Source organism: Fibrella aquatica (genome assembly GCF_041321135.1).
Taxonomy (GTDB): Bacteria; Bacteroidota; Bacteroidia; order Cytophagales; family Spirosomataceae; genus Fibrella; species Fibrella aquatica.
The window spans coordinates 25,509-40,765 of record NZ_JBGGWF010000014.1; the positions used below are offsets into that span (position 1 = coordinate 25,509).

11 protein-coding genes are annotated in these 15,257 nt (G+C 48.6%); 10 read left to right on the top strand and 1 reads right to left on the bottom strand.

Translation table 11 applies throughout. The features are described 5' to 3' along the window. Window positions 1–54 precede the first annotated feature (54 nt). The 6 genes from porV to ACAW87_RS22660 all read left to right on the top strand — a co-directional run bounded on the left by porV (window position 55) and on the right by ACAW87_RS22660 (window position 9,183). Window positions 55–1,284, top strand: coding sequence for a type IX secretion system outer membrane channel protein PorV (gene porV, locus ACAW87_RS22635; RefSeq protein ID WP_370725931.1), 1,230 nt, complete (start codon window positions 55–57; stop codon window positions 1,282–1,284). 68 nt (window positions 1,285–1,352) lie between these two features. Then, window positions 1,353–2,639 carry a M16 family metallopeptidase gene (locus ACAW87_RS22640; RefSeq protein WP_370726016.1) on the top strand — a complete coding sequence of 429 codons (1,287 nt, stop codon included), beginning with the start codon at window positions 1,353–1,355 and terminating at the stop codon, window positions 2,637–2,639. A gap of 132 nt (window positions 2,640–2,771) precedes the next feature. After that, window positions 2,772–3,419 (top strand): glycerol-3-phosphate 1-O-acyltransferase PlsY, encoded by a 648-nt coding sequence (gene plsY / locus ACAW87_RS22645; protein ID WP_370725932.1) that lies wholly within the window; start codon window positions 2,772–2,774, stop codon window positions 3,417–3,419. Between the two features lie 94 nt (window positions 3,420–3,513). Continuing rightward, window positions 3,514–4,878 (top strand): dipeptidase, encoded by a 1,365-nt coding sequence (locus ACAW87_RS22650; protein ID WP_370725933.1) that lies wholly within the window; start codon window positions 3,514–3,516, stop codon window positions 4,876–4,878. Between the two features lie 341 nt (window positions 4,879–5,219). Then, the gene (locus ACAW87_RS22655; protein WP_370725934.1) at window positions 5,220–8,258 is read left to right on the top strand and encodes a sensor histidine kinase; all 3,039 of its coding nucleotides are present in this window, start codon (window positions 5,220–5,222) and stop codon (window positions 8,256–8,258) included. A gap of 196 nt (window positions 8,259–8,454) precedes the next feature. Next, complete coding sequence (locus tag ACAW87_RS22660; protein ID WP_370725935.1) at window positions 8,455–9,183, top strand: TetR/AcrR family transcriptional regulator; 729 nt, start codon at window positions 8,455–8,457, stop codon at window positions 9,181–9,183. Window positions 9,184–9,202: 19 nt separating this feature from the next. Here ACAW87_RS22660 and ACAW87_RS22665 read toward each other — a convergent pair whose 3' ends face one another. After that, window positions 9,203–11,596 carry a sialate O-acetylesterase gene (locus tag ACAW87_RS22665; RefSeq protein ID WP_370725936.1) on the bottom strand — a complete coding sequence of 798 codons (2,394 nt, stop codon included), beginning with the start codon at window positions 11,594–11,596 and terminating at the stop codon, window positions 9,203–9,205. A gap of 481 nt (window positions 11,597–12,077) precedes the next feature. Here ACAW87_RS22665 and ACAW87_RS22670 point away from each other — a divergent pair, with 481 nt between their 5' ends. From ACAW87_RS22670 to ACAW87_RS22685, 4 genes are all read left to right on the top strand, one after another. Next, a complete protein-coding gene (locus ACAW87_RS22670) occupies window positions 12,078–12,911 on the top strand; it encodes a MotA/TolQ/ExbB proton channel family protein (RefSeq protein ID WP_370725937.1) in 834 nt (277 codons plus the stop codon). Window positions 12,912–12,982: 71 nt separating this feature from the next. After that, the gene (locus ACAW87_RS22675; RefSeq protein ID WP_370725938.1) at window positions 12,983–13,609 is read left to right on the top strand and encodes an ExbD/TolR family protein; all 627 of its coding nucleotides are present in this window, start codon (window positions 12,983–12,985) and stop codon (window positions 13,607–13,609) included. A gap of 115 nt (window positions 13,610–13,724) precedes the next feature. Next, entirely contained in the window at window positions 13,725–14,264 is a 540-nt protein-coding gene (locus tag ACAW87_RS22680; protein WP_370725939.1) for an ExbD/TolR family protein, read from the top strand. A gap of 4 nt (window positions 14,265–14,268) precedes the next feature. Next, window positions 14,269–15,096, top strand: a complete 828-nt coding sequence (locus ACAW87_RS22685; RefSeq protein WP_370725940.1) for an energy transducer TonB — start codon at window positions 14,269–14,271, stop codon at window positions 15,094–15,096. Window positions 15,097–15,257 lie beyond the last annotated feature (161 nt).

Sequence of the window (15,257 nt, forward strand, 5' to 3'; positions counted from 1 at the left end):
ATGCAGTACCGAAGCCCATTGGCTACCACACTGACAGACCATTAGCACGGATTTATGAATCGTATGTACTTCAGCTTGCTACTTAGCGCAGGCTTCTTCGTAACAAGTCTGGTGGCTGTCGCTCAGACAACACCCGCGCCGTCTTTTACCAATCTGGCAGGTCAGACAGGGCGGGTTCCAAACTCAGCGGTGCCCTTTCTGAACTTCACACCCGATGCCCGCTCCGGCGCGCTGGGTGATGCGGGGGTAGCACTCGATAATCCGGATGCTAACGCCATCTTTTGGAATCCAGCCAAACTGGTCTACGCCAACCAAAACTCAGGAGCGGCCGTTTCGTACACGCCCTGGCTGCGCGACCTGATTGGTGACATGTATTACGGCTACTTCTCGGGTTATAAGAAGATCAACAAAAACCAGGTTGTTGGCTTGTCTCTACTTTATTTCGATTTAGGTACCATCGATTTTACCACGAATCAGGGCGTATCAGCGGGGTCGTTTAACTCCAGGGAATATGCGCTGACGGCCAGCTTCTCGCAGAAACTGGCCAAGAATTTTTCGATGGGCGTTAACGTGAAATACCTGAACTCGAACCTGGGCGGTGGTGCTTCTTTTGCAGGTGGCCAAACACCGATCGAAGCAGGATCGACAGCTGCGTTTGACCTTAGCGCTTACTACAATAACTCAGCTCGTGATGAGGTTACGGGTAAAGGCATGAGTTGGGCCTACGGCCTGATGATCTCCAATCTGGGTGGTCGAATCAACTACGGTAGCCAGGAACGTTATTTCATACCGACCAATTTCCGGTTGGGTGGTATGTTTACTTATCACGCTGACCAGCTAAATAAATTCAATTTTGTGGTCGATGTGAATAAACTAATGGTACCAACGCCGCCTATTACCCAACGCGTAAATGGTGTAGACGTCATTGTATCGGGGCAAGACCCCAACCGGCCTTATCTGAGTGCTGTTTTCGGTTCATTTGGCGATGCACCCGGTGGATTCAGCGAAGAATTGAAAGAGGTAACCGGGTCAATCGGTGCCGAGTACTGGTACAACAATCAGTTTGCTGCCCGCGTGGGATATTTCGGCGAATCGGTTGAGAAAGGTGGTCGGCAATACGCCACGGCGGGTATCGGTGCCCGGCTTCCTTCATTAGGTATCGATTTCTCGTACCTGTTGCCTGTTCGTTCGGGCAGCCCACTGGCAAACACATTCCGGGTATCGCTGCTGTTCAACTTTAATAAAAGCCAGCGCGTAGCAGAAGACACCGATTCTGAAAACTAGTTTCGATATACACAATTTCTATACCGGCAATCCATTACGGTGGGTTGCCGGTTTTTCTTTATCAGATGATATCACTTGATCGTACCATTGCCCCTGATTACCATCCTGTTCAGGATATTCGGCTTGCCCATGTTGATTCACAGCTACTGAGCAACGGCGCACCGCTATACATTGTGGCTTTTGACCAGCAGCCCGTTATGCGCGTTGAGGTAAACTTCGATGCGGGTGCCTGGTATGAAACACAGCCCGCCACCTCCTCTTTCGCCTGGAAGATGCTGGCTGAGGGTACAACCTCCCGCACATCGGCCCAGATCAGCGATGCCTTCGACCGATACGGTGCTTTTCTGGAACTGAACAGCGGTTTTGATCGGGGTAGCCTGGTGGTTTACTGCCAGCCCAAACACCTCGCTAATGTTTTGCCTCTTGTGGCCGAATTATTAACGGAGGCAACGTACCCGGAAAAAGAGTTTGAAGACCTGCGCACTATCACGTTGCAAAACCTGAAGGTGAGCTACGAAAAAACAAGCCACCTGGCCAGCGTGCGCTTCAGGCAGAAACTATACGGGCAGCAACATCCCTATGGCCGTAGTCAACACCCCGACACGGTGGGAGCACTGCCGCGTTCTGAAGCTGTTGCTTTCTACAATCAACACATTCGTCAGCAACCATTCCGCGTGCTGCTGGCCGGGCAAATTACGCTGACAGAAACTGCGCTGGTCAACGAAATTCTGGGTCAGCTACCCATTGTGGGGCAGGCTAAACCTGGTAGCCTAATTACCCCGCCCACTTTCGCCACAGACGCCTCTCCCGAGCTTATCGACAGACCCAATAGTTTGCAATCGACCATTCGACTGGGACGGGTTTTGTTTAAACGCGATCATCCTGATTTTTACAAGATGCTGGTTACCAACGAAATACTTGGCGGTTATTTCGGCTCTCGGTTAATGAAAAACATTCGTGAAGACAAAGGATTCACCTACGGCATTTCGTCTAATGTAGGCGCTTTCCGGCAAGCCGGACAATTTCTGATTGGAACCGATGTGAAGCGCGAGTTTACTCAGCAAACCATCGACGAGATATGGAAAGAAATTAACCGATTGCACACTGAACCGACCCCGGCCGATGAACTGCTCACCGTTCAGAACTACATGGCCGGCGAATTTGTCGGTTCATTGAATACCCCGTTTGAGATTGCTGACCGGTACAAACTCATTCTGCTCGACGGCCTTCCCGTTGATTTCCTGAGCGGCTACATCAGTCGAATTCGGGCGGTTACGGCCGAGGATGTGCAACAAATGGCGCAGACGTACCTGACTGAACAATCGCTCGTAGAAGTAGTTGCAGGAGGTAAGTAGTTTCCATAATACCAGATAAAGCAACCAAACGGGCCCTTGGATAGCGTTAGAAAGCGTTCGCCAGTTTTTTGCTAAATTTGATGTCAAATCAGTCGAAACTGGTTTGAAACAGCCCTACATAAGATCGCGCTAATGACAGTATCCATTGCCCCAGCTGCGTTGCTGGCCTATTTACTAGGATCGATTCCGACAGCCGTTTGGTACGGACGCGCCTTTTTCAAGATAGACATTCGTGAGCATGGGAGCGGCAATGCCGGAGCCACCAACACGTTCCGGGTGCTGGGTAAACGAGCCGGCACCGTTGTCATGTTGGTCGACGTACTGAAGGGTTTTGCCGCTGCCTCACTGGTGCATATCCTCAGCGCGCTGGGTACGTTGTCGGTCGATGAAATCCTGGGCTGTCAACTTCTGTTTGGTTTTCTGGCGGTGTTAGGTCATCTATTTCCCGTTTTCGCTCAGTTTCGCGGAGGCAAAGGCGTGGCTACACTTTTAGGAATGGCACTGGCTATCAAACCCGATGTGGCCGCCATCTGTATTGGCGTCTGGTTGCTGGTCGTTATTGCCTCACAATACGTGTCGCTTGGGTCTATTCTGGCCGCGCTGGCCTTTCCGGTGTCGTTGCTGTTACGCGTATCCGGGCAACCCGAAAATCCACTGCTGATCGCCTTCGGCTTCGTTATTTTTCTGATCGTCGTGATTACCCACAAGAAAAACATTGGTCGTTTGATTCAGGGAAACGAAAGCCGAACGATATTGATAAAAAGAAGTCGAAAGTCATAACAAATACACGTCATCGTCTCGGAAACTCTTTTCGAAGACGACAGCCTATCGGCTTCATATAGACCAATCCTGCCGATTCTTTTAACTCTTTAGTATGCTCGCTACTTACCTCACCACCAATAAGCAACGGTTTCTCGACGAACTGTTCGACCTAATTCGCATTCCGTCCGTTTCGGCCGATTCAGCATTTAAAGATGACGTTCGGCGGGCAGCCGAATTTGTTCGCGACCGCCTCAACGACGCAGGGCTCGACGGTGCCGAAGTCATTGAAACGCCCGGACACCCCATCGTGTTTGCCCAAAAACTGGTTGACCCGAGCAAACCGACCGTACTTGTGTATGGTCATTACGACGTTCAGCCAGCAGATCCGTATGAACTCTGGGACACCCCGCCTTTTGAGCCAACTATTCGGAACGAACGAATTTATGCGCGGGGTGCCTGCGACGATAAGGGGCAATTCTACATGCACATTAAGGCACTTGAAGCCATGATTGCTACCGGAAATTTGCCCTGTAACGTAAAGGTGATGATCGAAGGTGAAGAGGAAGTTGGCTCGGACCACCTCGGCGACTTTGTGACCGCCAACCGGGAAAAACTCGCTGCTGATGTTATTCTGATCTCAGATACCAGCATTATCAGCAACGATGTGCCTTCGGTAGAATCGGGACTACGCGGGTTGTCTTATGTAGAAGTAGAAGTAACCGGCCCGAACCGCGATTTGCATTCGGGTGTGTATGGCGGCGGTGTTGATAACCCGGTTAACGTACTTTGCCAGATGATTGCCTCGCTGAAAGATGCTGATGGACGAATTACCATTCCTGGTTTCTACGATACCGTTGTTGACCTTACCACTGAGGAGCGTTACGAACTGGCCAAAGCTCCTTTTGATCTGGATGAGTACAAGCGTGACCTGGGTATTGGTGATGTGTTTGGCGAAGCTGGCTACTCAACGAATGAACGTACCTCGATTCGGCCAACTCTGGACGTGAATGGCATTTGGGGTGGTTATATTGGCGAAGGGGCAAAGACCGTATTACCGTCGAAGGCGTCGGCTAAGATTAGCATGCGCCTTGTGCCTAACCAAACACCCGACGAAATTACGGCACTTTTCGCTAATCACTTCGAGTCAATTGCTCCTGCTTCGGTATCGGTGAAGGTGAAGCCTCATCATGGCGGTTTCCCCTATGTTACGCCTACCGACTCTATTGAGTTTGAGGCGGCGAGCATGGCTTTTGAGGAAGCTTGGGGCAAAAAACCCATTCCAACACGTGGCGGAGGAAGTATTCCTATTGTGGCCTTGTTTGAAAAAGAATTGGGAATTAAAAGCATCCTGATGGGCTTTGGCCTCGATGCTGATGCGCTGCACTCGCCCAACGAGAGCTACGGCCTTTTCAATTTTTACAAAGGCATTGAAACGATTCCTTATTTCTACAAGCATTACACGGCGCTGAAAAGCTAATTTTTTATGTAACGCCATTTTGCAAAAAGCCTTCTTAATCGAAGGCTTTTTTTTGTCTAATATAAAGTAAAAAGAAGGCTCAATACGGCTAATTGAATTAGCTTTTACATCCGCATCAACTACAGTAATTTTTTCGTATAATTCGGTTCATTAACAGTGAGTTAACAACCGAAGCGATGAGAAAAGTAACTACGTGTGCAGCACGGTGGTGGGCTATGGCCTTCTATGGGCTGTTAATGCTGTGTAGTTGCGTCTATGCTGACCCGTTGTTACCACCTGTCCGTTTTCGAGTCGATCATATCGGGGTTGACCATGGTCTAACTCAGGGCTCTGTCTACTTCATGCTCAAAGACTCCCGTGACTTCATGTGGTTTGGCACGCAGGATGGATTAAACTGCTACGACGGGCACCGGTTTTTAACCTTCCGCCCCGACAACTATCGGCGTGGTTACATTCGGGGCGTCAATATCTTCGGAATCGTAGAGGACAAACAGGGTACCATTTGGGTCGGTACCGAAGAGGGTCTAAACCGATACGATCGCCGGAAAAACCAGTTTATCTGCTTCTACTCAACATTGCCCAAGCCAGGTACTAGACCAGTCCCCTCGCGAACACTCCCCTTTTTTGCCGACGATACCGAATTACTTTATTTAAGCGATCAGGAAGGACTGGTTTCTGTAGACTACCGTTCCCGCCGAAAACGAATCATCAATCCTACACTAAAGCCAAAGCAGGAATATGATCTTCAGAGTTCAACTAAACGGACAGTAGCCGGCGATGTGTGGCTACACGCCCCCACCGGTTTAATTCGGTACAATCTGGCCGAGAAAAAATTGTATCACTATTTTAGCAGAAAGGCAACAAACACCTTTGGTGACCCCGAAACTGTCTTTTCTTTTCATATAGACGCAGCTAACATTGCCTGGATTGGTACCGCAAACGGACTTATTCGATTTGATTACAAAACGGGCAATACTCATCGATATAACCAGGTGGGAAGCTTAAAACTGGGACCTGTTTACAGTTTAGCCGAAGATCAGCAAGGACGAATCTGGATTGGGACACAGCAGCAGGGAATCTTTTATTTTGATAAACGGGCCCGGCTGTTTGGCACCATCGAAACACCACCCAACAATCAACAAGTCATCAATCAATACGAGATTAACAAGATTTTGGTCGATAACCAGGGTATTGTGTGGGCCAACATTGATCCTAATGGTTTAGTAAAGCTTGTGCCGGAGGTATTCTCGTTTGGAGGTCTTTCCAAGAACGTTCAAGTCAGGCAGAGTGCGCCCAATCAGCAACTAACGAGTTACACCGTGCGTTGCTTCGCCGAATTTGCTGCGACAAAAGCGGATAGAATGCTTCCCAAAAAACCAATCTGGGTAGGCACAGAAACAGGTATAAATGTACTGGATCAATCATCCTGGCGAGTACTCCGACATTATCTCACGGCTACACCGCGCAGCGATCAGCCAACACATAACCCCATCAAACGATTGTATGTCGACTCTTATCAGCGGATGTGGGTCGGTGCGGTTGGCGGTGCTTATTTATTCCACCCACGCGATGAATCCTTTGAGCTACTGGCTTTTTCGCCTGGCTTGACCCCGCAAGCGGAAATAGCCGAAAATTTCGCGCGTGACCTTGTCGCCATCAGTGCAGATACTATGTTAGCCACCACTGAGGAAGGTATTTTTCAGTTAAGTCTGGCCACAAAACGATGGCAAAAACGATCCGAATTGGCCAATCAAAATCTTTTCTGTTTCTATTGGGAGCCGTACTATCGGCGCCTTTGGGTAGGTACGTACCTCAACGGATTTGCCTGCTACCAGCTTCCCGCCGATGGTTCATCTTCTCCGTGGCGGCGATTGCTAACGGGCCTTGTTGGCTATACGGTATTGCATATCCATGATGACCCCACCCGGCAAACTGTCTGGCTCTCGACTGATCGTGGTCTGGCAGCTATGAACCGTAAAACAAATAAGATAAAGCTATATACCGAGCGCGACGGATTGGCCAACTCTTTCGTTTATGGCACCTTAGCTGACGACCGGAACAACCTATGGATGAGCACAAACCGTGGTATATCAAGACTAAATACAGAAAACTGTCAAATCAAAAATTTTGGGCTTACCGATGGACTTCAGGGATTAGAATATAACGGAAATGCGCTGCTACGTACCCAGGATGGCACCTTATTATTTGGCGGCGTGAACGGATTTAACAGCTGTCGGCCCAACTTATACCGCAATGTTCGCACAAACCCGGCTGTTCATTTATATAACCTGCGCGTAAATGATGAATCCTATACTACAGACGCTATTCTCAATGAATCTAGCTTGGAATTCAGTCATTCACAAAATACATTCTCACTCGAATTTGCGGCGATCGACTACCTGAATACCACTAAAAATCGATACTCATACAAGCTCAGTAATTACGATAACGATTGGGTGCAGGCAGGCGAGAAAAACTACGTTCGTTATGCCAATGTACCGCCCGGTACCTACACGCTGGAGGTGCGAACGGCAAACCGCGATGGACAGTGGAGTTATCGGATTCATAGATTAGCTATCCAAATTAACCCTCCTTTCTGGCGTACAGTACCTTTCCTGTTTCTACTCATAATGTCTCTGGCTGGTCTGGTTATGCTTTGGGTACATAGGCGCGAAGAGCAAATCCGGCACCAGCAGGCCGAACAACTCCGATTGGCTTTTGATGTGCAGGAACAGGTGAAGCGAGATATTGCGCGCGACTTACATGATGAGATTGGTACCAGACTGGCAACCTTGAAACTATATACATCGCAGATTGCTCGCTATGCGGGAGATGAAGAAGCGCCAAGAACATTGCGCAATGCTATAAACGGGCTCATCAATGATACCATCAGTGATGTGCGTGACCTGCTCCGCGAGCTGAACCCACGCACGCTGGAACAATATGGATTTGGCCCTGCTCTGGAAGAACTTCTCGATCGAATCAACGCTACGGGTGCTATTGAAGCCCACGTAAGTTTAGATACAAGCATGACTCGCCTACCCACCGATACCGAAATTATGCTTTACCGTATTGTGCAGGAGTTAATTAACAACACGCTGAAACATGCTAATGCAACTCATATAGATATCACTTGCTATTACCGCGAGGATCGTATTCATCTGACTTATGCCGATAATGGACAAGGGTTTAATTATGAGCGTGTTCGGCAAGGTTTAGGTATTGGCAACATCGAGTCACGGGTACTCATGCTCAAAGGCAGTATTCAATGGCAATCAGAAGATGACAAGGGAACATCGGTCGTAATCTTAATACCCTTGCCTTATGCTGACCGGACTATGCGCCGTTCACAGACCTCTATAAATATACCTTTCCCTTGATCAATTTTCAGTATATCGGATAAAACACATTTTGAGTTGAGAGTTCATTTACAGCATAGGGAGTGCATACGACTGTAACTGAAATAATATTGAGTTAGCAAAAATCCGATTAAAGTAATATCTGGTATATACATAGCTAAAAAAGCCCTATTGGGCGCTCATTCTGTAAGGTTAATTCCTTTTATGTCAACCAGTAGTGACCTTCCGAAAAAAGGTACGTCTGAGTTACAAAATATTATTTACTGAACCTGGTATTATGGAAAAGGTAAGAAGAAACCGCACCAAGACTACACAACGAATCATTGACGCCTTTGAAGAAGTACTAGCAGAACGGGGTCTACAGGCGGTAGGCGTAAATCGGGTTGCTGAACGGGCCGGCGTCAGTAAAGTGTTGATATACCGTTACTTCGGTGGCTTGGAGGGCCTTATCGCGTATTATATACGTATGGGAAGGTTGTATCCGAGTTTTACGGAGCCTGTACTGGAACAGCTACGTCCTAGTAATGAAGATGAACTGGGCCGTTTGTGGCATAAGCAACTGACTCAGTTGTTTCGTCAGTTTCGCAACAATAAAGCGAGCCGCGAACTACTAAAAGCGAACACAATAGAAAATGATCCTATTGCCGACATCGCCAGTCAGGTACAGGACGAGGAAATCACCAGATTGATCGGTCAGTTTTCTTTTGTCGATCACATGGACAATGAAGCCATTTCTGCCGTTACTGTCGGGGCAATGTCTTACCTTACTTTGCTGGCCGATAATAACCGTACAATGGCTGGTATCGACCTGCGCAGTGAGGAAGGCTGGAAACGGATTGAGGCAGCGGTAAAACTAATTTACACTGCACTAAGCAAGAAAGCCGCCGAATCGGAGAACATAACATTCGCTAAACCTGAAAGCGCGCTGGATATACAGTGGAAGTAATCAATTGCTGACAACTACATCATTGCACACGTAGATCAACAGTAGCTTCGTCATCTTCACCCGTCGATATAGGGTATCCATTTCCCGGGGTACTGTCTGGGTCGGCGGGATTAGCTACACGTACCTGAGCTTGCGTTTGCTTTGGGCCAATTGTCGTCGCTCTTGCCCTGAAACTTCTGGTGCTGGATGCCCCGGCCGGTAGTGTCAGTGTCGTGCCTGTTATTCCCCCGCCACCCGGCCCCATATCATTACTGTCTACAAACTGCATACCTGCAGGCAGATAAGCCGTGGTGTTTATGTTACTGGCTTCAGCGCCCCCGCGATTGGTTACTATCAGCGAATAGGTTACCAACTCATTCAATGCCGGTGTGCGGTTGCTCACCACAAGGCGAAGACTAAGATCAGCCATATTGGCAACCGGCGTAGGCTGATTACCAACAACAGTAGGCAACGGCACCTGATCCGGATTGGGCGATACGTAAGTATCTTGACCTGTCCCAACCCTCAAATCAAGGTGAGTTGCATCATCCTGCCCATCACCCGTTCCTGAGCCTGGCTGGCTATCCGGGTCATTATTACCACTTTCTTTAATCTCAGATGCCAGTGAGTAGGTTCCGTTAACGGTAACCTGTATACGGAACGCACGTGTCAGCTGTTGTCCCGCTGCCAGAGCAGGCAACGTACCTGACACGATGCCGTTCGTAACAGTTACAGTACCTGCCAGTGCTGTAGCTATTACGTTGGTTGGCAATCGACATTGCCAGACTATACCTACTGCCTCAGCGGGGCCAGCATTGGCAACCGTTATATACACCGTAGTTGTGTCGTTTACAGCCAATACACGCCGCCGGGCCGCGCTACTTATACTGACATCTGCCTTTGCCCGAAGGCTAAATACAGGCGTCGGTGCACTAGCCATGACCGGACTCGTGGATACTACCCGCACCCGATACGTACCTATAGCTAGTGAATCGGGCCATTTTACTCGGATGGGTGATACACTCCCTCGCCCCACATTGGCTCGAAACCGACCCTTCGCATCAAGAATCTGAACATCCCACCGGTTGTCAGCATTAAACGTACCTGACTGATTGAAGGTGACCAGAACACTGTCTCCTGGCGAAAAAGCCCCCCCTCTAGCGGCTGTTACCTCGTTGGTCGACGCAAACAGAACGGGGAGAACTGGCGCTGCTGTTTGAAAAAAAGAATCGGTCAAGCTATTATTCCAGTTTCGGGCAAAGCGGGATAGTCCCATGTTTGCTGGTATAGACTGCGGATTAAGGTAGTATCTGGGATGAACAGCCGGGCGTAGCGCGTTCCCAAAATGCACATCAGGCTGACCACCCAGCCGGTTCAGAATGGTATCATTGAGAGGCCCTCGGAATACGCTAAAATTGGGCGTTTGAATCACTTTCTCCTGTTGAGCAACTACATCAGCATTGGTTACCTGCCCTGTAAATGACGCGCGTGCGATCACCCAAGGCATTGATCGGTTATTAAAATCCTGGCGCACTTTTCTGATCAGTGAATCGAGGCGGGCCGCATAAAGGGGAATTGTTGACGGCCGAACATTCTCTGATTCGCCCTGATGCCACAAAACGGCCCGAAAACCACCCGTAGCGCCATAATAACTCATAATTTGCTTCAGATTGGTATATGGTTGAAGATTAGGCCAGTTCACCACGCAATAGAACAGGTTACAGGCCGGTATACCTTTGGCCGGGTCATTCCAGTTATCAACAGTAGCAGCATCCCAGCCTGCGTTGTAGAACATCACCGGCACATTGAAGCGATTCACGATGTAGTCACCCAATTCACCCCAACCCCATGAGCTTTCGCCCATCGGAAATACACGTTTTCCCGCCGTCAGTGGCGAATAAGTAGGAAAAGGCATTGGATCGCCCGATGAAAGCAGGGCCGGAAAGTTGGTAGGATAATAGTGATTGATCGTGTCGATAGAACTTACGCGATCAGAGGTAGCACCCAGGTCGTTATCGCCAATGCCGAAACCGCGCGAATTAGACTGTCCCGCCAAAATAAATACCTCACCAATGCCTACGGGTTGCACGCTTGCCTGCGATACAACCACGCCATTCTGAATGGCTCTCACGGTAAGTACATACCAGCCCCCGGCCCCGGTTACGTACCCCATCACGCCCCCCGGCTGAGGATTGATTTGGATAGTCTGCCAGGACGAAGCCACTCCCTGACCAGTTACGACAGGTGTTAACTGGGCCTCTACCCGGTCAGCTGCTTGGCTGATTCGAGCGGCAATGTAGAGTCGGCCCTGATTATCTAAACCACGTTGCGCAACAAAGCGACTGGCCGGAAACTGAATGGTCAACTGTGCCAGAGCTGGCCTACCAATAGACAGCAACAGGCATAGGAAAGCTGAAAAACGGAGCAAAATCATCAAAACAGGAATAGAGCCGGATAGCGTCTTGGGATGCGTACGAGGGGCACAATTTTGAATTTAGACATTGTCTTATGCAAAAAGGATACCGCCCGCATCTATTAAAAATCAAAGATAATTGACTCTACACGCATAATCTGATTTACCTATGCAACGACGCGCTCCCCCAAAAGTCCAATCTTTAGTACACTTTTTTTTAGTCAGCCTTATTTATTCACTTAGCTGACAGTCAATATATAAACTATACAGATTATAGTCTTCGGCATGGGTTTTTGTCCTACGAAATAGTAGGAAAATTACAATTCACAATTTTTTTACAAAGATAGCGTATCTGTATATGGACAGAAAAAACGTAGATTTGTAAGCGTGTTTAGTGGGCTTTTTCGGAATTTTATTTCCCGAAACGTCACAGTTGTAAAATTTTCACTTTTTTTACGTTCAAAACCTAACTTTCAATTCAACCCCAACAGTACACAGTTCAATGAAGACACAATCTGCAACCCCCGCACCCGCTAAGGCAGCCGCACCGAAGAAATCGTCAGGTGGTTTGAACCCGGTATTTGTTATCCCGATCCTATTCATCATCGCCGAATTGGTTTACCATTTCATTTTCGGAGATGGCAAACACTTCCAGGATGGAGACAACACCAAATTACCCCTACCCGGTGATTATTTCGGAACCGTTTACGCTGGTGGTTTTATCGTACCTATTCTGTTCACTTGCTTTCTGTGCGTGTTCGTGTTCTCGATCGAGCGTTTTATCACCATTGGCCGCGCCAATGGATCAGGCTCTATTGATGACTTCGTTCGCAAAGTAAAAGGCCAGCTTGACCGGAATGAGATTTCAGCTGCTATTGCTGAGTGCGACAAGCAGAAAGGCTCGATCGGAAACGTAGTGAAAACGGCCCTGCTGAAGTATCAGCAATTGACTACAGAAACCAGCATGAACAAAGAGCAGAAACTGGTTGCCCTTCAGAAAGAAGTAGAAGAAGCAACTACACTGGAACTGCCTATGCTGGAGAAAAACCTGACGATCATCGCTACGCTGGCGTCGGTATCTACTCTGATCGCCCTGCTTGGAACGGTATTAGGTATGATTCGTGCCTTCGCCGCCATGGGTGCAACTGGACAGCCAGACACAGGCGCTCTGTCGACCGGTATTTCTGAAGCCCTTGTAAACACGGCTATCGGTATCGGTACAGCAGCTATTGCTACGATCATGTACTCGTACTTCACGAGCCGGATCGATACGCTGACTTACAACATCGACGAAATCGGCCTGAGCATCCAGCAGAACTTTGCTGCGCATAACTAAGCCGGCTTCTGACGTTATTTACACGGTTAGCCCGCTCAAACGGGCGGGCTAACCCTTAACGGACCAAATCAATGCCAAAAGTTAAAGTTAAAAGGGCCAGTTCATCGGTCGATATGACAGCGATGTGTGACGTAGCCTTCCTGCTACTCACCTTCTTTATCCTGACTGCCCAATTCCGGTCGCAGGATGCTGCAGCCATCGAAACGCCTTCGTCGATTTCGTCTATCAAGGTGCCTGACACAGACATCATGACTATTGCCCTCGATAAGGAAGGTAAAATTTATTTCGGTGTCGACGGACAGCCAACCCGCATCGCCATGCTCGAAAACGTTGCCGAAGCAAAAGGCATCACGTTCACCGAGCAGGAAAAGAAAGAGTTTGCCCTGATGAGCAACTTCGGTATGCCCATTGCCCAACTTAAGTCGTACCTGAATCTGCCTAAAGAACAGCAGGCGAAGGTGAAGCAGCCTGGCATTCCGACGGATACCACGGGTGCGGGTCCAACCAACGAGCTTAAAGACTGGGTTTATAACAGCCGTAAGTCTAATAACGGTCTTCGTATTGCCCTTAAAGGTGATAACCTGGCTAAGTTCTCGAACTTCAAAAATGTTCTGACCACACTTCAGGCACAGAATATTAACAAATTCAACCTGATCACCGGTACTGAAGCACCACCGGCTGGCTGGAAGGCAGACTAACAGAAACGCTGTTTATCTAATTTAATTGACCTGTTTTTATGGAATTTGCCACTTCGGTGCATCCAACAAACAGATAACAAGTTGAAAGAGATAAACACCTAAAACATTTTTTCTCATGGCAGAAATTAACACCGGTGGTGGTGGTGGTAAGCATGATGGTGGTAAGGTACGGTCCAAGAAAGCATCTACCCGCGTCGATATGACGCCTATGGTGGATCTTGGTTTCCTGCTCATTACCTTCTTCATTCTGGCTACCACCCTCAGCAAGCCATCTTCGATGACGCTGAACGTACCGGACAAAACACAAAAAGAGGAAACAGAGCCTCTGAAGGCATCTAACGTGATGACGATCTTTCTGGGGAAAGACAACAAAGCCCATTACATTATGGGTAAAGCTGCCTCAGAAGATCCGGAATTGAAAACCGTTTCGATTGGTTATGATCTGCGGAAAGCAATCCAGGAAAGCGCGAAAACAGTACCAGGCGACAAGTTTGTGGTCGTACTGAAACCAACGAAAGAATCTACCTACAAAAACATGGTAGATCTTCTGGATGAAATGGCGATTATTAAAATCAAGCGTTATGCGCTGGTTGATCTACTAACGCCTGATGAGAAGACGCTGTTGAAAGACAAAGCAAAATTAGAGGAGATTTAAACCCATGGCAGAAAAACCAAATCAGGCAACACTCGATGATATCGTGTTTGCCGACCGGAATAAGGCCTACGGTGCCTATGCTCTACGTAAAGGCTATCCTGCGGTTGTTACTCGTGCGCTCATCATTGGTTCTGCAATCACGGCTCTCGCCCTGTTTGCACCAACGTTGCTCGATATATTAACACCCGAGGAGACGCAGGAAGCGATGGTAGAAGTTGATCTGATGAAGTTGCCACCGCCACCAATCGATCCAAACGAACCACCACCACCACCACCGCCGCCGGTTGAATTGCCTAAGGTGAACACGGTTAAATTTCTTCCTCCCGAAGTAAAACCGGATGAAGAAGTACCCGAAGAAACACCGCCTCCTGCTGTTGAAGAACTGAAGGAAGCTGTAGCCGCTGAGAAAACGCAGGAAGGTGACCCCAATGCTGAAGAAGTAATTGCTGCACCGGAAGCATCAGCTGGCCCTTCAAGAGCCGAAGTCGTGGTTGAAGCGCCTGCCCCTAAAGATGACGAAGTCTTTACGGTGGTAGAACAAAACCCAGAATTTGTTGGTGGTCAGGCTGCCATGTATGCGTGGTTAGGCAAAAACATCAAATACCCGGCTGCCGCATCGCGGGCCAACATTTCGGGCAAGGTGTTCGTAAGCTTTACCGTGAACACAGACGGATCAATTACCGATGCACAGATTCTGAAAGGTCTTGGCTTTGGTACTGATGAAGAAGCCCGCCGGGTGGTTATGTCGATGCCTAAGTGGAAACCAGGGAAACAGTCTGGCCGCGCTGTTCGGGTGAAGTATAACTTGCCTATCAGCTTCCAGCTGGAGTAAACATGAGTCGCGACAACAATCGCCTTGCCGAAAACCTTCGGTTTTATCTGTCGGTTTTAGCATCGGTCGCATATTTGGGAGGAGGCATCGCACTGATAGCCTCCTCTCAGTCTTTTGGCATAGCTGACTCCGACGGTCCGTTAAGCAGAATTTTAGCTTTT